At 72.2% G+C, this 21,689-nt stretch carries 18 protein-coding genes; 10 read left to right on the top strand and 8 right to left on the bottom strand.

The genetic code is table 11. The annotated features are described in order from the left end of the window. The 3 genes from BM085_RS34695 to BM085_RS34705 all read right to left on the bottom strand — a co-directional run. Nucleotides 1-2,159 (bottom strand): DEAD/DEAH box helicase (locus tag BM085_RS34695; protein ID WP_093891027.1); only part of this gene is annotated, 2,159 nt, incomplete at its 3' end. A gap of 76 nt (nt 2,160-2,235) precedes the next feature. Further along, nucleotides 2,236-3,033: an ABC transporter permease gene (locus BM085_RS34700; RefSeq protein WP_245789875.1), complete on the bottom strand. Its 798-nt coding sequence runs from the start codon at nt 3,031-3,033 to the stop codon at nt 2,236-2,238. Nucleotides 3,034-3,038: 5 nt separating this feature from the next. Continuing rightward, nucleotides 3,039-4,007: an ATP-binding cassette domain-containing protein gene (locus tag BM085_RS34705; protein WP_093891092.1), complete on the bottom strand. Its 969-nt coding sequence runs from the start codon at nt 4,005-4,007 to the stop codon at nt 3,039-3,041. A 149-nt stretch (nt 4,008-4,156) separates the two neighbouring features. On the opposite strand from BM085_RS34705, the gene BM085_RS34710 reads away from it, so the two are divergent. Then, entirely contained in the window at nt 4,157-4,759 is a 603-nt protein-coding gene (locus BM085_RS34710; RefSeq protein WP_342742923.1) for a PH domain-containing protein, read from the top strand. Nucleotides 4,760-5,049: 290 nt separating this feature from the next. Next, nucleotides 5,050-6,603: a PH domain-containing protein gene (locus BM085_RS34715; protein ID WP_177245426.1), complete on the top strand. Its 1,554-nt coding sequence runs from the start codon at nt 5,050-5,052 to the stop codon at nt 6,601-6,603. A 63-nt stretch (nt 6,604-6,666) separates the two neighbouring features. Here BM085_RS34715 and sepH read toward each other — a convergent pair whose 3' ends face one another. Beyond that, nucleotides 6,667-8,214, bottom strand: coding sequence for a septation protein SepH (gene sepH / locus BM085_RS34720; protein ID WP_093891030.1), 1,548 nt, complete (start codon nt 8,212-8,214; stop codon nt 6,667-6,669). 577 nt (nt 8,215-8,791) lie between these two features. Between sepH and BM085_RS34725 the strand changes: the two genes are divergently transcribed. Next, the gene (locus tag BM085_RS34725; RefSeq protein WP_093891031.1) at nt 8,792-9,751 is read left to right on the top strand and encodes a hypothetical protein; all 960 of its coding nucleotides are present in this window, start codon (nt 8,792-8,794) and stop codon (nt 9,749-9,751) included. A gap of 12 nt (nt 9,752-9,763) precedes the next feature. On the opposite strand, the gene BM085_RS34730 is transcribed toward BM085_RS34725, so the two are convergent. Both BM085_RS34730 and BM085_RS34735 read right to left on the bottom strand, forming a co-directional pair. Further along, on the bottom strand, nt 9,764-11,080 hold the full coding sequence (locus BM085_RS34730) for a D-arabinono-1,4-lactone oxidase (protein WP_093891032.1): 1,317 nt from the start codon (nt 11,078-11,080) through the stop codon (nt 9,764-9,766). Nucleotides 11,081-11,172: 92 nt separating this feature from the next. Then, entirely contained in the window at nt 11,173-12,369 is a 1,197-nt protein-coding gene (locus tag BM085_RS34735; protein WP_093891033.1) for an MFS transporter, read from the bottom strand. 117 nt (nt 12,370-12,486) lie between these two features. Here BM085_RS34735 and BM085_RS47050 point away from each other — a divergent pair, with 117 nt between their 5' ends. Continuing rightward, a complete protein-coding gene (locus BM085_RS47050) occupies nt 12,487-13,761 on the top strand; it encodes a lytic transglycosylase domain-containing protein (protein ID WP_093891034.1) in 1,275 nt (424 codons plus the stop codon). Here BM085_RS47050 and BM085_RS34745 read toward each other — a convergent pair. After that, the gene (locus BM085_RS34745) at nt 13,752-14,741 is read right to left on the bottom strand and encodes a ferrochelatase (RefSeq protein WP_245789873.1); all 990 of its coding nucleotides are present in this window, start codon (nt 14,739-14,741) and stop codon (nt 13,752-13,754) included. The two genes, BM085_RS47050 and BM085_RS34745, sit on opposite strands and share 10 nt — an antisense overlap. A gap of 113 nt (nt 14,742-14,854) precedes the next feature. Here BM085_RS34745 and BM085_RS34750 point away from each other — a divergent pair, with 113 nt between their 5' ends. Both BM085_RS34750 and BM085_RS34755 read left to right on the top strand, forming a co-directional pair. Further along, nucleotides 14,855-16,837, top strand: a complete 1,983-nt coding sequence (locus BM085_RS34750) for a S9 family peptidase (RefSeq protein ID WP_093891036.1) — start codon at nt 14,855-14,857, stop codon at nt 16,835-16,837. Nucleotides 16,838-16,874: 37 nt separating this feature from the next. Further along, nucleotides 16,875-17,669, top strand: a complete 795-nt coding sequence (locus BM085_RS34755; protein WP_093891037.1) for an inositol monophosphatase family protein — start codon at nt 16,875-16,877, stop codon at nt 17,667-17,669. Nucleotides 17,670-17,797: 128 nt separating this feature from the next. Here the strand turns inward: BM085_RS34755 and BM085_RS44875 are convergent, their stop codons facing one another. Next, a complete protein-coding gene (locus BM085_RS44875) occupies nt 17,798-17,956 on the bottom strand; it encodes a hypothetical protein (RefSeq protein ID WP_177245427.1) in 159 nt (52 codons plus the stop codon). Between the two features lie 216 nt (nt 17,957-18,172). Between BM085_RS44875 and BM085_RS34760 the strand changes: the two genes are divergently transcribed. The 4 genes from BM085_RS34760 (at nt 18,173) to BM085_RS34775 (ending at nt 21,684) form a co-directional block, all read left to right on the top strand. After that, complete coding sequence (locus BM085_RS34760) at nt 18,173-18,826, top strand: response regulator transcription factor (protein ID WP_093891038.1); 654 nt, start codon at nt 18,173-18,175, stop codon at nt 18,824-18,826. A 32-nt stretch (nt 18,827-18,858) separates the two neighbouring features. After that, nucleotides 18,859-20,205: a sensor histidine kinase gene (locus BM085_RS34765; RefSeq protein WP_093891039.1), complete on the top strand. Its 1,347-nt coding sequence runs from the start codon at nt 18,859-18,861 to the stop codon at nt 20,203-20,205. A gap of 271 nt (nt 20,206-20,476) precedes the next feature. After that, nucleotides 20,477-20,776 (top strand): DUF4193 domain-containing protein, encoded by a 300-nt coding sequence (locus tag BM085_RS34770; protein WP_012893211.1) that lies wholly within the window; start codon nt 20,477-20,479, stop codon nt 20,774-20,776. A gap of 83 nt (nt 20,777-20,859) precedes the next feature. After that, nucleotides 20,860-21,684, top strand: coding sequence for a hypothetical protein (locus BM085_RS34775; protein WP_093891040.1), 825 nt, complete (start codon nt 20,860-20,862; stop codon nt 21,682-21,684). The last annotated feature ends 5 nt before the right edge of the window (nt 21,685-21,689 follow it).

The raw sequence follows: 21,689 nt of genomic DNA on the forward strand, positions 1-21,689 counted from the left end.
AGGTGGTTCTCCACCGGGGTGCCGGTCAGCGCCAGCCGGGTGCGGGCGGGAATCGACCGCACCGCCCGCGACTGCTGCGCCGCGCTGTTCTTGATCGCCTGCGCCTCGTCGCAGACCACCCTGCCCCACTCCAGGGCCGCCAGCGCCCCCAGGTCCCGCAGCGCCGTGCCGTACGTGGTGACGACCAGGTCGGCCTCCCGTACGGCCCCGGCCAGCTCGTCGTCCCGCTTGCGCGTGCCGCCGTGGTGGACGTAGACCCGCAGCGAGGGGGCGAACCTGGCCGCCTCCTTCTGCCAGTTGCCGACCAGCGACATCGGGCAGACCAGCAGTGTCGGCGGGTGGGCGCCGCTCTCACGCTCGGACAGGAGCAGGGAAAGGGTGGAAACGGTCTTCCCGAGCCCCATGTCGTCGGCGAGGATGCCGCCCAGCCCCAGATCCGACAGGAAGCTCAGCCACGACAGGCCGCGCTCCTGGTAGGGGCGGAGCGTCCCCTCCAGGGTCCGTGGCACGCCGACCGGGGTGAGCCGGCGCTCGGCCTCGCCGGAGAGGAGGTCGCCGAGCAGGCCGTCGGCGTCCACCGCGACCAGCGGCAGCTCCTCGTCGCCGCCGTCGACGACCTCGCGGATCACCTCGCTCACGGTCCGCTCGCCGCCGCCCCGCTGCTCGACGACCTTCAGAGCCGCCTTGAGCTGCTGGTCGTCCAGCTCGATCCACTGCCCCTTGACCTGGACCAGGGGGATCCTCAGCGCGGCCAGTCCGGCCAGCTCCTCCCCGGTGATCGTGTGGTCGCCGATGGCCACGTCCAGCCGGAAGCTCACCCGCCGGTCCAGGCCGAACCCCTCATCCCCGGAGACCGCGCGCGTGGTCAGCTTCAGCCCCAGGCCCTGGCGGCCCGCCCAGGCCGGCAGCCGCACGCCGTAACCGGCGGCTCTCAGCATGGGCGCGCCGTTGCGGAGGAAGGAGAAGGCCCAGGCCGTCTCCACGGTCAGGCCGGACGGCTCGGGGTCGCGCAGCGCGCTGTAGAGGTCGGGGTGGAGGCGGACGGCCCGCCTCAGGTCGGCACGGAGGACCTCCTCGGGCCGCTCGGGCAGCCAGGGAGCCCTCTCACCGGCTCTGATCCGGTCGGCGGACAGGTAGGCGCCCTCCCCGTCCGCCTCCCCGGAGCCGGTCGGGGAGACGCGGGGGACGAGACCGAACTCCACCTTCCAGGAGGCGCCCTCCCCGGCGGGCTCGATGAGCCGGAAGCAGGCACGGACCGGCCCGTCCAGCTCGTGCGCCGAGGCGGACCACCCGTCGAGTGCGCCGGACAGCGCCGCCGCCTCGTCGGGCCTGGCGGCGGGAAGCGCGGCGTCCTCGCCGGTCAGCGCGTACAGCCAGCGGTCGGGCAGGGGCGCCTTGGTCCTCGGCCGGTTGCCGAGGATGAGGCGGTCGGGCAGCGACAGGCGCGCCACGCCGTCCACCAGACCGTCCAGCGCCGCGCGCAGCACGTCCGCCGACGGGCGCTCCTCGGCCACCGCCCTGCAGACCGGCGGCATCGCGGCGGCGAGGTCGCGCAGCACCGTCGCGTCGGCGCCGGTGAGCACGGGCCGCCAGCGGGCCGCGTGGCCGTCGCCCTCCACGACGAGCCGGGGCAGGATCCGGCCGCGCCGCACCAGGCCGCGCGCGTGCTCGGCGACCACGGCGAAGTAGCGGAGGGAGAGGGCGGGACCCCACCCGAGCTCCGCCGCACTCCCGGGCACGTCATCGGAGTCGAGCCCGGACGGGCCCGCTCCCGCGTCCGGGGCGGACAGGGAGGCGAGCAGGGAGAGGGCGTCGACCGGGCGGAGCAGCAGCGCGGGGACGCGCCAGGCGGAGATCTTCGGGCTCCGCGCCGAGCTCGCCAGCCCGGACTCGGGCGAGGGCAGCGGGCCGCCGGTCGAGCCGGGGAGCAGGATGGTCAGCTCGCCCTCCCCGGTCTCCGCGGAGCCCCGCCGGGGAGCCGCCTTCGCCGGGGCTCCGCCGGGGACGGCCACGCCGAGGGCCGCGGCCAGGACGGCCGCGGGGGCGGCGAAAGGATGGGGGCGGAGCGCGGCACGGGAGGCCGGCGCGGGGGCCCGGGCGGTGTCCTCCGCCCAGACCCCCAGCCGCCCGTCCACCCAGGCACCATGGACCACCAGCACTCGACCACCTCGGTTCTCAACGGCGCGTTCCCGCCACGGCCCGTCCGCCGGCCGCGGTCTCCGCGTTCCCGACAGACTAGGTCCGGCTGCGGAATGCGCGGATCGCCAGCGGGGCGAAGACCACCGCCAGCGCGGCGGCCCAGAGCAGCGAGCTGATCGCCGGCCCGGCCACCTCGCCGCCGATCAGCAGCCCGCGGACGGCGTCGGCGAGTTGCGTCACCGGGTTGACGTCCACCCAGACCTGCAGCCAGCCGGGCATCGTGTCGGTCGGCACGAACGCGTTGCTGGTGAACGTCAGCGGCATCATCAGGGAGAACGCGAAGATCTGCACCTTCTCCGGGTCCTTCGCCTTGAGGCCGATGAGCACCGACATCCAGGACATCGCCAGTGCGAAGGCCAGCAGCAGGGCCACCGCGCCCAGCACGCCGGCCACCCCGGTCTGGATCCGGAAGCCCAGGATCGTGCCGATCCCGAGGAACAGGAACAGCGCCCAGAGCTGCTTGGCGGTGTCGGCGATGATCCGGCCCGCCAGTGGCGCGGTGCGGGCGATCGGCAGGCTGCGCAGCCGGTCGAAGACGCCCTTGGTGATGTCGGTGTTGAGGCCGATCGCCGTGGTCAATGTGGCGAACAGCGCGTTCTGCACGACCAGGCCGGGCAGCGCGAACTGCAGGTAGTCCTCGGTGCTGCCGGCGATGGCGCCGCCGAACACGTAGGTGAACAGCAGCAGGAACATCACCGGCTGCACGCTCAGGTCGAGCAGCTCCATGGGGTTGTGCTTGATCTGCACCAGGCTGCGCCAGGTGAGCGTCATCGTCTGGCGGAACCCCGCCGACAGGCCGACCCGCTTGGCCGGAGCCGGGGCCGGTACGGTCATCGTGGTCACGCGAACACCTCTTCCTTGGCGTCGGCCTGCCTGTCCTCGGCGGGATGGCCGGTCAGGGCCAGGAAAACCTCGTCGAGGCTGGACTTGCGCAGCGAGAGCTCGGAGGCGACGACCCCGAGGTCGTCCAGCCGCCTCACGATCGCCGGCACCACCGCGGGGTCGCGCACCGAGGCCACGGCCTTCCCACCGGTCACGGTGGGGACCTCGGCGATGACGTCGGCGACGACCTGGACGACCAGGTCGAGATGGTCCGGCCGGAGCGGCCGGACCTCCAGGACCTGGGCCCCGGTGGTCGCCTTCAGCTCGTCGGAGGTGCCCGACGCGATCACCCTGCCGTGGTCGAACACCACGATGTCGTCGGCGAGCTGGTCGGCCTCCTCCAGATACTGGGTGGTGAGCAGCACCGTCACCCCGTCGGCCATGAGGTCGCGCACCACGCTCCACAGCTCGGTACGGCTGCGCGGGTCGAGACCGGTGGTCGGCTCGTCGAGGAACAGCACCTGGGGCCGCCCGACCAGGCTGGCGGCCAGGTCGAGACGGCGGCGCATGCCCCCCGAATAGGTCTTCGCCGCCCGGCCCCCGGCATGGGTCAGCTCGAACCGCTCCAGCAGCTCGGCCGCCCTGGCTCTGGCGTCGGCCCGCGACAGTTCGAGCAGGCGGCCGATCATCACCAGGTTCTCCACCCCGGTGAGCGTCTCGTCGACCCCGGCGTACTGGCCCGTGAGTCCGATCAGCGACCGTACCTGGTGGGCCTGCCTCGCCACGTCGAACCCGCCGACGGAGGCCGTGCCCCCGTCGGGCCGGAGCAGCGTGGCCAGGATCCGTACGGCGGTGGTCTTGCCCGCCCCGTTCGGCCCCAGGACGCCGAGCAGACGTCCCTGGGGCACGAGAAGATCGACCCCGTCCAGCGCGCGGGTCTCCCCGTAGCGCTTCACCAGGCCCTCGGCCTGAATGGCATATCGCATGATCGGCACCTCTCCCTAGTGATCGGTCCCCAGGGTGCACCGTCCCACTGACACTTCTCTGATCCCCGGCCGCCTCGGCCCGGAGCCCGCTGACAGATCGCTGACACGGCGGTCCGCCCGCCCGGACACGACCCTTTAGGCTTGACAGCGTGAGCGACCGAGCCGATGAGTACAGGGATGCCACGAGCGGCGCCGCGGCGGCGGACCGGGCGGGCGGCGGGCGTCCCCCCGGCGGCGGTCGTGTCCCGTTGCGCGCCCCCGCCAACCGGGTCGCCCGCAAGGCCGTCACGCTGTGGCTGCTGGAACAGGTCTTCTGGTCCGTCGTCCTGGTCGGCGGATCGTTCTTCCTGGCCCGGTGGATCGACGCCGACCGGTGGTCCTGGCTGCCGCTCTGGCTGGTGGACGGCATCTGGTGGCTGCCGGTCGTGGTGGCGGTGCTCGTCGTGCCGGGCGCGATCGTCGAGCCGTTCTGGCGCTACGCCGTGCACCGGTGGGAGTTCAGCGGGGACGTGGTCTACGCCCGTTCCGGATGGATCAGCAGGGAGTGGGCGTTCGTCCCGGTCAGCCGGATCCAGACGGTGGACAAGACGCAGGGCACGCTGGAGCGGACGCTGGGGCTGGCCACGGTCGAGATCCGCACCGCCTCCCACGCGGGATCGTCGACGATCAAGGGTCTCGACTACGAGGTCGCCGCCGTCCTGGCCGAGGAGCTCGCCCGGCGGGCCGAAGAGCTGAGGGACGACGCCACGTGACCGAGCCTCCCGAGTATCAGAGCCCCCCGGAGCCCCGGAGCTCTCCGGAGCACTGGAGCCCTCCCGAGTATCCGGGCCCTTCGGAGCGCCGAAGCCCTCACGAGCACCAGAGCTCTCACGAGCACCAGAGCCCTCCCGGACAGCCGGACGTCCAGGGGGACCCCCGTCTCGCGGCGGCCCCCGGAGGCTTCCCGCCAGGCCCGCAGGCCGTACCGGAGGGTGGGCCGCCGGTGGCCGGCCAGGGATACGGCCCGCCGCCGACCGGACCGGCGCTGCGACTCAGTCCCAAAGTGCTGCTGACGGATCCGATCCGGATGCTGCCCTCGCTCTTCCTGCCGCTGGCCGGTGTCCTGTTCATCGGCGGGTTCTCGCCGGGCTCGTTCGGGTGGGCGGCTTTCGGCGTCGTCGGCTCGGTCGTCTTCGCCGCCGTCCGCTGGGTGACCTTCACCTACCGGATCGCCGGCGACCGGCTGGAGCTCACCCGGGCCCTGATCAGCAGGTCGGTGCGGACGATCCCGCTGGAGCGGATCAGGGGTGTCGACGTCAGCAATCCGCCCCTGCACCGGCTGCTCGGCATCGCCGTGCTGAGGGTCGACACCGGGGCGAGCGGCGACGAGAAGCAGGAGGGCGAGCTCGACGGGGTGACCGTCGAGGAGGCCGAGCGGCTCAAGGCCGTGCTCCTGTGGCACGCCCGTGCCCGGATGGCGCGGCGCGCCCAGGCGCAGGAGACGGCGCGGGCGTCCGCCGGGCCGGACCTCGCGGCGGCGCCGGCGGCCGGCCCGTCCGCCGGGCCGCCGGGGGCCGCGGCTCCCCGCGAGGCCCGGCACGAGGTCGGTGAGACGACCCCCGAGCGGGTGTTCTTCGTGGTGCCGCGCAAGTGGCTCGCCTACGGTCCTCTGTCGGGGGCCTACCTGCTGACGCCGTTCGCGCTGGTGGCCGGTGCCGTGGGCCTGGCGTTCCAGTGGGGCTCGGAGTTCAGGATCGACGGGCGGACCGTGGTGGGCGCGGGGGAGTGGCTCTGGAGGCACCCCGCTCTCCTGGTCGGCGCGCTGGTGCTGCTGGTGCTCGCCATGCCGGTCGTCGGCACGGTCATGTACGCCGTGTTCAACTGGGACTTCACCCTGCGTGCCAGGGAGGGATACCTCGTCGCCGAGCGGGGCCTCCTCACTCGCCGGAGCGTGTCGCTGGAGCGGCGCAGGGTGCGCGGGTTCGAGCTGGTGGAGGGGCCGGCCGAACGCTGGGCGGGGTTCGCGCGCGCCTGGGCGATCGTGACCGGTCTCGGCGACTCCGAGACCCGGGGCCAGCTGATGCCCGTGGCGCCGCGCGCCATCGTGCTGGACGTGGTGGGTGAGGCGATCGGCCCGATCGCCACCGGCCTGCGGGCCCATCCGGTGGCGGCGCGCCGGCGCCGGCTGTTCCGGGCGATCTTCCCGTGGCTGGTGGTCGCCGCCTGCGCGGCGGTGCTCGCCGTGGCGTGGTCCCCGATCTGGTGGGGGCTCGCGGCGCCCGCTCTCGTCCTCGCGCTGCTGGGCGTCCCGCTCGGCCTGGACCGCTACCGGTCCCTCGGCCACACCTACGACGGGGCCCGCCTGTCGGTCCGGTCGGGGTCGCTGCGCCGCTCCCAGGCCGTGGTGGAGGAGCGGGCCGTGGTCGGCTGGACCCTGCGGCAGACGTGGTTCCAGCGGCGTGCCGGCCTGCTGACCGTGGTCGCCGGGGTGGGCGCGGGCACCGGAGGCTACGAGGCGATCGACGTCGGCGAGGCCGCGGGCGTGGCCTTCGCCGCCGAGGTCACACCCGGCTGGCTCGCCCCGTTCGTCGCGACCGAGACCGCCGAACGGCCCTGACCTTCCCGTACGGCGAAGCGGGGGCGACCGGTTGTCCGGTCGCCCCCGCTCTCAGCGGTGCGGTCAGTCCTGGCGGCGGGCGCCGAACATGATCTCGTCCCAGGTCGGCACGGACGCGCGCCGCCCACGGGCCTTCTTCGCGGGCCGGGCGGGCGCCGGTGCGGGCTTCGGCGGCTCCGCGGGTTTCGGCGGCTCGACGGGCTTCGAGGGCTCCGAGGGCTTCTCCGCCGCGGGCTTGCCCGCCTCGCTCTCCTGCGCCCCCGCCCTGTCGGCCTGCCGCGGCCCTTCCTTGACCGGCTCGGCCTGGGCGGGCCGCTCGTCGACGCTGACGCGCGCCGCCGGGACGGCTATCGAGGGCTCCTGGACCGGGTCCTTCTCGGCCACGGGCTCGGGAGCCGGGGGCTCCTGCGCCTCGGCCCTCTCGGGCTCGGGCTCCGGTCCGGGAGCGGGCCGCTCCCGGAGGGGCTCGGCAGGCTCAGGGCCGGCCTCGGCGGGGACGATCTCGGGAACCTTCACGACGACCGGCTCGGGCTCGGCGGCCGCCACCGGCGTGACGGGCTCGGGCTCGGGGGAACGGAACTGCTCGCGCGCGGCGGGCTCGGGCACGGCCGGTGCCGGCTCGGACGCCCTCTCCTGCTCCGGCGCGTCGGCCGGTGCGACGGGCATGACCGGCTCGGGGGCCTTGACCTGCTCACGCGCGGCGGGCTCGGGGGCCTTGACCTGCTCACGCATGGCGGGCTCGGGGGCCCTGGCCGGTGTGTAGCCGACCGGGTCCGGAGCGCGCAGCGGCGGCACCGAGGGCCTGGGCGCCTCGTATCCGGGCGGGATGGGCGGCATCGGCGGCTGCTCGTAGGCGGCCGGGGGCTCGGGCTGGGGGTAGGCGGGCCTGGCCGGGGCCGGCGGCTCGTTGCGCACCACCGAGGGGAACGACACCGGCGGCTGGTTCAGCGGCTCGGGCGCCAGCGGCGGCACCGGAGCGAGCTTGGCCACGCGCGGCACGAACGGCGTGACGATGGAATCCTCCACCGGTTCGACGTACTCCCCGGCGGACAGGCGCATGGCCTCGTCGTCGTGCGGTGTGATGTGGCGCCGGCGCGGATCGAAGATCCATTCCGCGTTGCGGCTGTGACCGTTCCAAACGAAACCGAGCTTGATCCGCCACAGGTTGTCGTCGCGCTTGGCGGAGTCCCAGTCGATCTCGTCGGCGGGCACGCCGCGACGGGTCAGCCGCTCGGCGACCAGGTCGCCGAGGGTGGGACCGGGAGCGGAGTCGCCCGGCAGCCGCACGGCGCAGCGCTGCGCCTGCTGAGCCATGTACTCACGTTCCTGGAGCACGGGGCCCTCGAACCAACGCACGCGCTCGACCGGGATGCCCGCCGTGGCGGCGATCTCCTCCGCGGTCTCGCCGGCACGGATCCGGGCCTGGATCTCCTTGGGGCGCAACGGACTCTCCACTTCGATCTCGTACTGGCCGAGACGGGAGAAGTTGCCGCGGACGGCAGCACGGAGCCGGTCGTCGACGGGCAGCGTGAACCGGGTGCCCCGGCCGGCTGTCGCCAGCACGAGATAGGTCCCGTCCTCACTCACCGCGACGAGTCGGAGCTCCTGCATGCGAGTCCCTTCGTCGTCGTGCTCAATCTTCCCCCGGACCCTTGAGTCTCTCGCGTGTGCCGGTTGCCTGCCAGCACCGTACCCGGCATGTCCGAACATCGCCTTCCTGGATGGGGCTCGCAGCGATGTGACGCCGGTCACATTTGCTCCATTCATCTACTTACGGGTACCGGTGTGGAGCAGCACGTTCAGGGTCCTCGACGGATTCTCCCGAATAACTCCCGGTGCCGTCGTGGACTTGGGGCAAGAGCCGGGAGATGACGTCGAGGCCTGCCCGCCGGTCTCCGGGCGGCGGGCCGGGACCCCGCAGGCGCGCGGAGGCGAGCCGGCGGGGTCCGTGCCGTCACCGCGGCCGGCGGTCACGGCGGCCGGTGTGGCGTGGAGCGGTGATTGGTGCGAACGGCGGGAGAATGTCATCTCCGGCGTACTCCCTCGGGGTTGGGCGGCGCGGGGCGTCTGCGAATCTGCCTGTCGCACAGGTCACAGGAACAACAGGACACGCGGATGCGTCATTCTTCGGAGGGAGCCTTTACGCACCCCTTTACCGAAAGCTTGTGAGAAGGGACTGATTCGGGGAATGGGCGGCCAGCAGAGGTTCGATCTGAGCGTGCCGCAGATCGTGGGAGGCGCTCTGGCCACGATGACGGCCGCGGTGGCCGCTTCGTACCTGGGGGTCGCCGGGACGGTGATCGGTGCGGCCGTGATGAGCGTGGGCAGCACGGTCGGCGGGGCCGTCTACACCCACTACCTCAAGCGCACCGGCAGCCAGCTCACCCTCCTGGTGACGAACGAGACCGACGACGATCCGCCCAAGAAGGTGGAGGGCAAGGGAGAGCTGGCGACGGCCGTGCAGGCCACCGTACGGGAGGAGGTCCCGGCAGGAAAGGCCGGCGGGCCCGCCCCGGTGGACCCGGACGCTCCGACCTCGGTGTTCCCGGCCGTCGGCGGCACCCCGGCGGAGAGTGTCAACAGCCTCGACGACCTCGTCGTGGTGGACGTGAACCCGGCCACCGCCGAGATGCCCAGGATCATCACCCGCGGCCCCCGCGTCAAGGTCTGGATGCTGGCGGTGACGGCGGCGGTGACGTTCGTGGTGAGCATGGGGGTCATCCTGGGGTTCGAGGGGCTCACCGGGCAGCCCGTGTCGAGCACGCTCAAGGGTGAGAAGAGCTCGGGCACCAGCCTCAACCCGGGCGCGGGGGAGCGGAGGAAGGGCCCCGAGCGGGTCAAGACGTCCAGGCCGGCCAGTCCGGCCCCCTCGACGACGGCGGAGAGGACTCCCGGACCGGCCTCGACCGCGGACTCCGGGCCGACGCGGCAGCCGACGACGGAGCCCACCTCGGAGTCCACCCCTCCTCCGACGCCCACCCAGGACCCGACCTCGGCCCCGACGTCCGGTCCCACCCCGGTCGACCCGTCGTCGGGGCCCGGTGAGAAGCCGGGCGTCCCGTCGCCCCCGAGCGAGACGGTCGCCCCCGAGCAGGGCGGTCTCCCGAGTGACGTGCCCGACCAGCAGGGCCCTGACGACGGCCAGTGAGGCGCGGCGGGATCAGCCCAGGACGGTGTCCAGGTAGTCGTTGGCGAACACGCGGTCCGGGTCCAGCCGGTCCCGCAGGGCCCGGAAGTCGCCGAACCGGGGATAGACCGTGGCCAGGTAGCCCGCGTCGCGGGTGTGGAGTTTGCCCCAGTGGGGACGGCCGCCCAGCCTGGTCATGATCTCCTCGACGCCCTCGAAGTAGGCCGGGTTCGGTGTGGGCCGGTAGATGTGGCAGGCGACGTAGGCCGTCTCCCGGCCGTAGGCGGTGGACAGCCAGGCGTCACTGGCCGGGGTGACCCGCACCTCGATCGGGAAGGTGATCTTCCAGTCCCGCCGTTCCACGAGGTCGCGGGTCTCGCGGAGGGCCTGGCCCAGGAGCTCGCGCGGGACGGCGTACTCCATCTCCAGGAAACGCACGTCCCGCACGCTTGTGAAGATCTTGTACGAGGTGTCGGTGTGGGTCGAGGCCGACAGCGCCGCCGCCGAGATCGCGTTGAGCCGGGGGATCGCGCCGGGGAAGCGCCCGCCGACCCCGCACAAGGCGCCGAACAGGGTGTTCTCCAGGAACGTGTTGTCCAGCCAGTGCCTGAACGCGCTCGGCGGGTCGGCCGGTCCCGGGCTGCGGTTGTTCCGCTTGGTCAGGCAGGTGTCGGTGTGCGGCAGCCAGAAGAAGTCCAGGTGCTCGTTGTCCGAGGTGATCGCGTCGAGCGAGTCGAGGATCTCGGTCAGCGGCATCGGCTGCCGGCTGCTGCGCAGCAGGAACGACGGCTCCACCCGGAAGGTCACCGCGGTCAACACGCCGAGCGCGCCCAGGCCGACCCGGGCCGCGTCGAACAGGTCCTGCTCGCTCACCCCGTCACGGATCTTCCCCGTGCCGCCGCGGGAGACCGTGACGACCTCGCCGTCGGCGAGCACCAGCTCCAGCCCCGTCACCTGGTCGGCCAGCCCGCCGACGTCCCGGCCGGTGCCGTGGGTGCCGGTCTGGATGGCTCCGGCCAGGGTCTGGGCGGTGATGTCGCCCATGTTCGCCAGGGCCAGGCCCATCCGGTGGAGCTCCTCGTTCAGCACGCGCAGGGGCGTCCCGGCCGCCGCCGTCACCCAGCCGTCGCCGGTCTCCCGGATGCCGGTCAGCGCGTGCGGCCGCAGCAGCAGGCCGTCGGTCAGCGCGACCCCGGTGAAGGAGTGCCCGGTGCCGACCATGCGCACCCGGCGCCCCGACGCGGCGGCCTCCCGTACGGCCCGCGCCACCTCCTCCGCCGACGAGGGGGTACGGACCTCCGCCGGAGTGACGGACTGGTTGCCGGCCCAGTTGCGGAAGACCTCGCTCATGCATGCTCCTTGCCTGTCGGCGTCAAGAAGCACGCATGGTCATGCGGTGGCTACCGGTCCACCCTCGCTTCTCCCGCGAATGTGAACAATACTCATGATTGCTGTTGCGGAACAGGGGTCCGCAGCCAGGCGGAGCCGCCGATGCCGATGATCACAGCGAGTATGGCGCAGGCGAAGGAGAAACCGTAGGCGTCGGAGGCGCCGAACGCGTCGGTGAGGCGGCCGCCCGCCCAGGCCCCGAGCGCCACGCCGAAGCCGACCGAGGTGGACACCCACGACATGCCCTCGGTGAGCAGGCGGGCCGGGACCAGCCGCTCGATCAGCGTGTAGCCGGTGATGATCGTGGGGGAGATGGCCAGCCCGGCGAGGAACAGCGCCGGAGCCATGACCCTGACGTCGCCGATCAGGGCGATCGGGGTCAGGCCGACCGCGAACACCCCGAGAGCGCGGACGAACCGGCCGCGCAGCGAGAGCTTCCACTGCCGCGCGCCGTACCAGAGCCCGGAGACCAGGCTGCCGCCCGCGAACGAGGCCAGCAGCAGTCCCGCGGCGGCCTTGGCCCCGTGCTCCTCGGCGAAGGCCACCGTGATCAGGTCGACCGAGCCGAAGACCGCGCCCATCGCGAGGAAGACGCACGACAGCAGGGCTACCCCGGGGATGGTGATCGGGCTGCCGGAGTGCCTCTCGCCCCGGTTGACCGGCGGCTCGGTGCCGCGCTGCATCGCGAAGGCGAGGGTGCCCGCGATCGTGCAGGTCAGGGCGACGATCAGGCCGGCGTAGGGGTTGATCATGGTAGCCAGGGCGGTGACCAGCGCCGGCCCGGCGACGAAGACGACCTCGTCGGCGACCGACTCGAAGGAGAACGCCGCGTGCAGCCTGGCCGACCCCGCGAGCAGGTGGGACCAGCGGGCCCGCACGAGCGAGCCGAGCGACACCACGCTCGCGCCGGCCACGACGCCGGCGGCGAACAGGCTCCACGCGGGCGCCCCGAACTGCGCGCAGAGCATCAGGCCCGTCAGCGCGGTGCCGTGTGCCATGGTGAGCGGGACGATTACCCTGGCCTGGCCGAACCTGTCCACCAGACGTCCGGTCAGGGGCGCGGCGACGGCGTAGGAGACGTTGACGGTGGCCGCGACCGCGCCCGCCATGGCGAAGGAGTCGGTGAGGGCCTCGATGAGCAGGATGATGCCGAGGCCGAGCATCGACATCGGCATCCGCCCGACGAATCCGGCGATCACGAAACCTTTGACGCCGGGCGCGCTGAACAGTCCCCGGTACGGCCCGACCACTGACAACTCCCCCTCGCGCGTTTCAAGCGTAGATCGTACCGACGATTTCGGGTCGAACCTCTGCTCGGCAAGCCATTTTCCGCGCGATGGCACACATCATGGCTTCTTGGAGCTAACGTGAGCGCGGTGTCGCATCTTCCCCGGTTGTGGGCGTTCGTCACGATGCTGGCCATCGTGGCCGCGCTCGCGGTCGTCGTCGGCGCGGTGTTCCTCGCCACCCGTCCCGCGGGCTCCCTCACGGCCACCGCCGCCGAGTCCGACCTCCCCGACCTGGCCGGGCTCGTCCCGCTGGCCGGCCCTCCGACGGTCGGACCGACCCCCGCGCCCTCCGCGGCCCCGGTGACCTCGGCCACCGGCGGTCCCGGGATCACCCTGACCCCGCCCCGGCTGCTGGTGATCTCCCAGGCGGGCCTGCCCCAGCAGACCAAGGAGGACATCTCCCAGCTCAAGCACGTCGAGAAGATCGACTCCTTCGACGGCGGAGCGATCAGGATCTCCGGGGCCGGGCTCAACCTGCTCGCGGTCGACCCGGCGCGCTTCCGGGCCTGGGCGCCGAAGGCCGTGGCCGAACAGCCCAGGGTGTGGAGCGCGCTGACCCAGGGGGAGCTCGTCGCCGACAGCTCGGCGGTGCGCCGCTTCGGGCTGGTCCTCGGATCGGAGTACCAGGTGGACGGCGGCCCCCGCCTCCGGGTCGCGGCGTCCGCCTCGTTCGGCCTGCCCGGCGTGGACGGCCTGGTCGGCATGGAGACCGGTCGGCGGCTCGGGCTGCTGCCGGGCGTGGCACTGCTGGTGCACGGCCCGGAGAAGGCGGCGACCGCCCTGAACGCCGGGGTGCGCAGGCTGCTCGGCTCGGGCGCGCAGGTGGTCACGGTGGGCGGCGGCCGTACGGCGCGGGCCGCCGGGAACAAGAGCGCCACCGCCAAGACCACCGCCAAGACCACCGCCAAGACCACCGCCAAGGCCACGGCCAAGGCCAAGCAGCCGCGGGCGGCCCGGCGGGTGGCGGTCGGACGGCCCGGCAGCTACCTGGATCTGTACCGCAGGTCGGCCGCCGTCTGCCCGGGCCTGTCATGGACGGTGCTGGCCGCGATCGGCCAGGTGGAGAGCTCGCACGGGCGCAACAACGGGCCGTCCTCGGCGGGCGCGCAGGGCCCCATGCAGTTCATGCCCGCCACCTGGAAGGCCTACGGCGTCGACGGCGACGGCGACGGCGTCGCCGACATCTGGAGCCCGTACGACGCCGTCCCCTCGGCGGCCAACTACCTGTGCGCCAACGGCGCCGGGCAGGGCGGCAAGAAGCTGGAGAAGGCCATCTGGTTCTACAACCACTCCTGGTCGTATGTCAGCAAGGTCATGTCCATCTCCCAGGGCTACGCGCGCGCCTACCCGTGACGGCCCGCCCCCGGCGCCTGGGCGGTACGGCGGGCCGGGGCGGGGCAGCAGGTGGCCGCGCAGGCGGCCGGCTCCGGCTCGGCCAGCAGCTCGCCGATCATCGCGACGAACCGGGGGTGGGTGCCCGCGGTGGCGGCCCTGGCCAGCGGCAGGCCCATCTGCCCGGCCAGCTCCGCGGCCTCCACGTCGAGGTCGTAGACGACCTCCATGTGGTCGGAGACGAACCCGATCGGCACCAGCACCACCGCGGGGGCGTCGATCCCGGCCAGATGGTCGCAGACGTCGGGCTCCAGCCACGGGATGTGCGGGGCGCCGCTGCGGCTCTGCCAGACCAGGTCCCACGGCCGGTCGCCGCCCAGCTCGGCGGCGATCAGCGAGGCCGTCCGGCGTAGCTGCGCCTCGTACGCCCCGCCGCCCGGCCCGGACGTCTCCGCCATCGAGACGGGGATGCTGTGCGCGGTGAAGACCAGGCGCGCGGCGGCCCTGTGCTCGGCCGGCAGCTCCTCCAGGGCCGCGCGGGTGTGGTCCACCATGGCCGCGACGAAGCCGGGATGGTCGAAGTAGTGCCGGAGCTTGACGATCTCCGGCGCGCCCTCGACCGCGGCTCTGGCCAGGGAGATGTCGTCGATGTACTGACGGCAGGCCGAGTACGAGCTGTAGGCGGCGGTGACGAAGGCCGCCGCCCGGCGGACGCCGTCGGCGGCCATCCGGCGGAGCGTGTCCTCCAGGTAGGGGTGCCAGTTGCGGTTCCCCCAGTAGACCGGCAGGTCGATGGTCGGCTCGACCGCGGCGATCAGGTCGCGGCACTGCTGGTTGATCGGGCTCATCCCGCCGAAACGCTGGTAGTGCGCCTCGACCTCCAGCAGCCGCTCACGCGGGATCCCCCGGCCCCGCACCACGTTCTCCAGAAACGGCATCACGTCGTCAGGCTTCTCCGGCCCCCCGAACGAGACGACGAGCAACGCGTCGTAAGTCCCCATGGCATTCATCAAACCGCATGCCGGGGCATTCTCTCGCATGGTCACCCCCTGCTGCCCGGACAGAGGTGTCTGTCAGGATGCGCGATGGGGGACGATGTCCGGGGTAGGTTCGGATGGTGACCCCTTTCAATGACATTCGCGATTATGTCGGCGTACCGCGGGTGGCATCCCTGCGGCTCTCCCCCGATGGAACCCGCCTGGTCAGCGTGGTGCAGGCACTGAACCCCGACGGCAAGTCCTACGGGACCTCGCTGTGGGAGATCCCCCTCGACGGGCGCAGGCCGTACCGGCTGACCAGATCCGTCAAGGGCGAGGCCGGAGCGGAGTTCACCGCGGACGGCGACCTGCTCTTCGGCTCGCGCCGTCCCGACCCGACCGTCAAGGACGCCGACGAGGAGACCCCGGCGCTCTGGCTGCTGCCCGCGGCCGGCGGCGAGGCCAGGCAGATCGCCTCCAGGCCCGGCGGCGTGGCCGGATTCGCCGCCGGCGGCCGGAGCGTGGTCTTCGGCTCCGACGTCCTGCCCGGTGACGAGGCCACCGAGGACGAGCGGCGCAAGGCCCGCAAGGAGACCGGGATCAGCGCGATCCTGCACGAGAGCTCCCTGGTGCGCTACTGGGATCACGACCTCGGCCCCGGCGAGCCCAGGCTGTTCGCCGGGATCCTCGGCGACGACCGGCTGACCGAGGTCAGGGACCTCACCCCGCAGCCGGGCAAGGCGCTGACCAACGCCTCCTACGACGTGACCCCCGACGGCGGGACGGTCGTGACGAGCTGGGTGGTGCCGCTGCCGGCGGGCGAGATCCGCTCCCGGCTGGTGGCGATCGCGACGGCCGACGCCGGAGCCCAGCGGATCCTGGCCGAGCAGGACGGCTACGACTTCGACGGCCCCGTCAAGGTCTCTCCCGACGGCCGCCTGGTCGCGTGCGTGCGCAGTGTCCAGGCCGACACCTCGCGGATCCCCGAGACCACCTTGTGGATCGTGGACCTGGCCACCGGCGAGGGGCACGCCGCGGGCGGCGGGCTGTGGCCGTCGGACATCGCCTGGGCCCCCGACTCGCGCTCCCTGTACGTGGCCGCCGACCACCAGGGCCGCCGCCCGATCTTCCAGGTCCCGGCCGACGGCTCCGAGCCGGTACGGCTCACCGGGGACGACGCCGCCTACCTGTCGCTCAACGTCGCGCCCGACGGCGCCGTCTACGCGCTGCGCAGCGCCGTGGACCGCGCCGCGGGACCGGTCCGCGTCACCGCCGGCGGCACGGTCGAGGAGCTGGCCTCCCCGGCCCCCGAGCTGGAGCTGCCCGGAACCCTGACCGAGGTGACCGCGACCGCCGACGACGGCGCGACGGTCCGGGGCTGGCTGGTGCTGCCCGAGGGGGCCTCCGCGGAGAACCCGGCGCCGTTCCTGCTGTGGATCCACGGTGGCCCGCTGTCGAGCTGGAACGACTGGTCCTGGCGGTGGAACCCGTGGATCATGGCACAGCACGGCTACGCCGTACTGCTGCCCGACCCGTGCCTGTCCACCGGCTACGGCTCGGAGATGATCCGGCGCGGCTGGGCCAACTGGGGCCCGCGCACCCACGCCGACCTGATGTCGATCACCGACGCCGCGCTGGAGCTGCCGGAGGTCGACGCCACCAGGACCGCGGCCATGGGCGGCTCGTTCGGCGGCTACATGGCCAACTGGGTCGCCGGGCACACCGACCGGTTCAAGGCGATCGTCACCCACGCCTCGCTCTGGCACCTGGACCAGTTCGCCGGCACCACCGACGCGCCCATGTACTGGCAGCGCGAGTTCGGCACCCCGGGCGGCGAGCTGTACGCCGGCCTCTCCCCGCACCTGTCCCTGGCGGAGATCTCCACGCCGATGCTGGTCATCCACGGCGACAAGGACTACCGGGTGCCGATCGGCGAGGGCCTGCGCCTGTGGTGGGACCTGCAGCGCTCGGGCGTGGAGTCGAAGTTCCTGTACTTCCCCGACGAGAACCACTGGGTGCTCAAGCCCGGCAACGCCGTGGTCTGGTACGAGACCGTCCTCGCCTTCCTGGACCAGCACGTTCTCGGCCGGGAGTGGAAGCGGCCGGAGTCGCTCTCGTGAGCCCGGCGGAGCGTGGGACAACGAGGAGGGCGGGACGATGGAGACCCTAGGCACCTTCGCCCACCTGGCCGAGGAGATCGCCCGGGAGGCCGGGGAGATGCTCCTGGCCAAACGCCCGGCCCGGCCCGAGGTGCTGGCCACCAAGTCCAGCCCCACCGACGTGGTGACCGCGCTGGACAAGGCCTCCGAGGAGCTGATCCGCGCCAGGATCAAGGCGGTCAGGCCGGATGACGCGATCCTCGGCGAGGAGGGCGGATCGACCGGCGACGGCCGCGTCCGCTGGATCGTGGACCCGATCGACGGCACGGTCAACTTCCTGTACGGCCTGCCGGACTGGGCGGTCAGCATCGCGGTCGAGGTCGACGGCGAGGTCATCGCCGGGGTGGTCAACGTCGTGCCCCGCGGCGAGGTCTTCACCGCGGCCAGGGGCGAGGGCGCGTGGCTGTCGGGGGAGCGGCTGCGCTGCAACACCGGCGTGCCGCTGAACCGGGCCCTGATCGCCACCGGGTTCGGCTACGAGACGGGACGGCGGAGGGTGCAGGCGGAGGTGCTCACCCACGTGGTGCCGCGCGTGCGCGACATCCGCCGGGCCGGCTCGGCCGCCGCGGACCTGTGCTCGGTGGCGGCCGGCCGGGTGGACGGCTACTACGAGCGGGGCCCTCAGGTCTGGGACTACGCGGCCGGCGGCCTCGTCGCCACCGAGGCAGGGGCCAGGCTGGGCGGGCTGAACGGCAGGCCGGCCAGTCCGGAGCTCACGCTGTGCGCGGCACCGGGCCTGTTCGAGGAGCTGCACGACCTGCTGGCGCCCCTGGACCCCGAGCGCGACGCCTGAAAGCGCGTCCCCGAGCCGGGAGGCCCGGAGCGGGCCTCCCGGACGCCGGGGACGCCCGATGGGAGAATGTCAGGGACACCTGACGCGAGGAGGCCCCGGCGTGACGCCGGGGCCTCCTCGCGTCAGCGCTAGAGGGAGATGCCGTTGTCTGTGGCCAGACGACGGAGGTCCTCGATCTCGGCGGTGAAGGTGTCGGCGAGGTAGTCGTCGCCGGCGGACCTGGCCTCCTGCAGATTCTTGTAGGCCTGGTCGAGGCGGTGTCCGATCGTGGTCGTGAACTCGCCCATTTCACCTTCTTTCTCAACGGGGGATGAAGGGTAGGGCTGGGAGGACTGGCTTCGGGCTGTACCCAGCAATCGGCATCGGCTAAACCTGGATGTGTCACACATCACGGACGGTGTCTATCGTGGCAGTGGCCTTACCGCCGGCTTACGGAGGGTGTGGCGACAATGGGTAGCCGTTCCAGCGGCTCTTTCCATATTTCACGGGAGGTACCAGAGGCCGTGCGGGTGCTTGTGGTTGAGGACGAGCGGGTGCTCGCCGACGCGATCGCGACGGGGCTTCGGCGTGAGGCCATGGCCGTGGATGTGGCCTACGACGGCGGCGGCGCGCTGGAACGGACCGGTTACATCGACTACGACGTGATCGTTCTGGACCGGGACCTGCCCGTGGTCCACGGGGACGAGGTCTGCCGCCGCCTGGTGGCCGAGCGGACCGCGTCGCGGATCCTGATGCTGACCGCCTCGGGTGACGTGGACGACAAGGTGGAGGGGCTGGGCCTGGGCGCCGACGACTACCTGGCCAAACCCTTCGTGTTCATCGAGCTCGTGGCGCGGGTGCGGGCGCTCGGCCGCCGTTCCGCTCCGGCGCTGCCGCCGGTGCTGGAGCGGTCCGGGGTCCGGCTGGATCCGGGCAAGCGGCTGGTCAGCAGGGACGGCGAGGAGATCGCGCTCACCAAGAAGGAGTTCGCGGTCCTTGAGGAGCTGATGCGCGCCGAGGGCGCCGTCGTCAGCCAGGAGGACCTGCTGGACAAGGCGTGGGACGAGAACATCGACCCGTTCACCAACGTGGTGCGGGTCACCATGATGACCCTGAGGAAGAAGCTGGGCGAGCCTCAGGTGATCGAGACGGTGCCCGGAGTCGGATACAAGTTGTGAGTTTTCCAGCAGGCGGGGGAGAGGAACGGCCCGTGTCCGCTCCGGCGGACGGGCCGCGCGAGTCGGTGCCCACCCATCCGATGATCAGCCCGCACTCCGAGAGGGAGGCGAGGAAGGGCGCCCAGCCTGCCTTCGCCGCTCCGGCGCGGCCCCAGCCGCCGCCGCCGACCGGCCCGCCGGTGTGGGACGGGCCGCCCCCGAAAGGCGCCTCCCCGCAACAGCCCTCGGTCCTGGACCGGGTGCGAGCGCTCATGGACCGGGTCAGCATCCGGTGGCGGCTCACCATCACCTACGGCCTGCTGTTCTTCGTGGCCGGGATGCTCCTGCTGTTCGTGATCTACATGCTGGTGGGCTGGTCCATCAACGATGCCTGGCCGCCCATCAGCCTGCCGGACGCGCCGTTCGCCTACCAGCAGAAGTTCCAGCAGGAATGGACCGGGTTCCGGCATCTCGCGATCGACGAGGCGCGTAAAGCCCTGCTCAGGCGCTCGCTGCTGGCCTTGGCGGGCGTGGGCATCCTGGCGGTCATCATCGGCTACCTCGTCGCCGACCGGGCGCTCAAGCCGATCCAGCAGATGACCACGACGGCCCGCAAGCTCTCCGGCACCACGCTCGCCCACGAGCGGATCGGCCTCAAGGGGCCCAACGACGAGCTCAAGGAGCTGGCCGACACCTTCGACGCCATGCTGACCAGGCTCAATGTGGCGTTCGACACACAGCGGAGGTTCGTGGCCAACGCCTCGCACGAGCTGCGCACCCCGTTGACGATCAACCGGACGGTCCTGGAGATCGCGCTGGGGGACCCCGAGGCGTCGGGGGATCTCAAGGCGCTGGGCCGTACGCTCCTGGAGGTCAACGCCCGCAACGAGCACCTGATCGAGGGTCTGCTGCTGCTGGCCCGCAGCGAGCGCGAGCTGAGCGTGCGCAAGCCGGTGGATGTGAAGGACGTCGCCGAGACCGCCGTGGAGCAGCTGACCTCGCGTGCCGAGGAGGCCGGGGTCACCATGACCGCCGAGCTCCGCAGCGCCCAGACGGAAGGCGATCCGGTCCTGCTGGAGCGCTGCGTGGCGAACCTGGTGGAGAACGCGATAAAACACAACCTCCCCGAAGCCGGACGTCTCTGGGTGCGTACGGGAATGGTGGAGGGGGCCCTGGTTGTTCAGGTGGCCAACACCGGGCCGCACGTGCCCGCGTACGAGGTGAACAGCTTGTTCGAGCCGTTTCGGCGGCTCAACGCCGACCGGGTCGAATCGGCCAGGGGAGCGGGGCTCGGGCTGTCCATCGTCCGTGCGGTCGTGCGCGCTCACGGAGGCAACGTGACCGCCGTCCCCAGGGACGGAGGAGGTCTCGTGGTGACCGTGAGACTCCGATCACGTTGATCCGGCGGGGGGCGTCTCGTTCACGCCGTACATGTGGTTGGATGTGCCGTCGAACACGGTGGTTCATGTCGCCAATGCTGTGGTTTACGCCATATTTGGCTAACCATGCCCATTGGCGGGAGGTCCCTCACGTGTGGGGAGGTTCAGCGACCATTCCGGCGGGGTACCGAGCAGGAATCTCTCTGTCGGATTGGGCACAACTTGGGCCTCTCGGACGTTACACACGCGCGAGCCGGCGCAGACAGATAGATGAGGGGGATGGAGCAGACCGATGGCTACCGATTACGACAGCCCACGCAAGACCGATGACGACCTCAACGAGGACAGTCTTCAGGAACTGCAGGCACGCCGTACCGACAAGTCCTCGGGCAGTATCGACATCGACGAGACGGATCTCGCCGAGTCGCTCGAACTGCCGGGTGCCGACTTGTCCAACGAGGAGCTTTCGCTCCGGGTGATTCCTCGTCAGGCCGACGAGTTCACCTGCGCGCGCTGCTTCTTGGTGCATCACCGCAGCCAGCTCGCCGTCGAAAGGAACGGCCAGCAGATCTGCCGGGAGTGCGCGGCCTGACGATCGTTCCGATGGCCTGTCCGATGTGTGCCCTCCGATGGAAGGGTAGGGCCCAAGGACAAGCCTTGAGGAGGTTCCGAGACATGCCGTCAGAGAACAAACAGACCGGTGCCGAGCCGGACGACTCCACGGCCGAGGAGTCGGCCGGCACACCGGAGAACGAAGTGGCCGAGATCGTCGGCAGGCTCGCAGAGCCTGGCGACATGGAGGGCGCCGAGCGGCGACGGCTGCTCGGCCGCCTGACCACCACTCTGGCCGACGGCGCCAGGAAGGCCAAGGCCTCCGGGACGGGCCGGGGCCGCTGGCTGGCCGACGTGTTCATGGCCGTGGCGCCCCGCATCCCCATCCGCGACCTCGCCACCCTCTCCGAGCACCACCACGGGCTCACCGCCGAGCCGCTGGCCGACGACCTCGCGCGGACCGCGTCCAAGGCCACCATGACGGTCGGCGCCATCGGGGGAGCCCTGGCCGCCGCCGAGTTCGCCGCCCCGCCCCTGCTGCTGTCGGCCCCCGCCCAGCTCGTGGCGGAGACCCTCGTGGTCGCCGCGATCGAGGTCAAGCTCATCGCCGAGCTCCACGAGGTCTACGGCATAGCGGTGCCCGGCACCGGCTCCCAGCGGGCGGTGGTCTACGTGACCGCCTGGTCCAGGCAGCGCGGGGTCGATCCCATGTCCCCCGGCTCGGTCACCGTCGCCCTGGGCGCGGCCACCAAGACCGCCCTGCGCAACCGGCTGATGCGCACCCTCGGCCGCCATCTGACCACGCTGGGCCCCTTCCTCACCGGCGCCGTGGCCGGAGGGGTGCTCAACCGCGCCGCCACCAGGAAGCTCGCCGACATCGTCCGGGCGGATCTGCGGGCTCATCGGGGAATTCAAGTGGAAAGTCATAGAAACGCCCGAATTGGGTAGTCGTT

This window comes from Streptosporangium canum (assembly GCF_900113865.1).
In the GTDB taxonomy this organism is placed as follows: Bacteria; Actinomycetota; Actinomycetes; order Streptosporangiales; family Streptosporangiaceae; genus Streptosporangium; species Streptosporangium canum.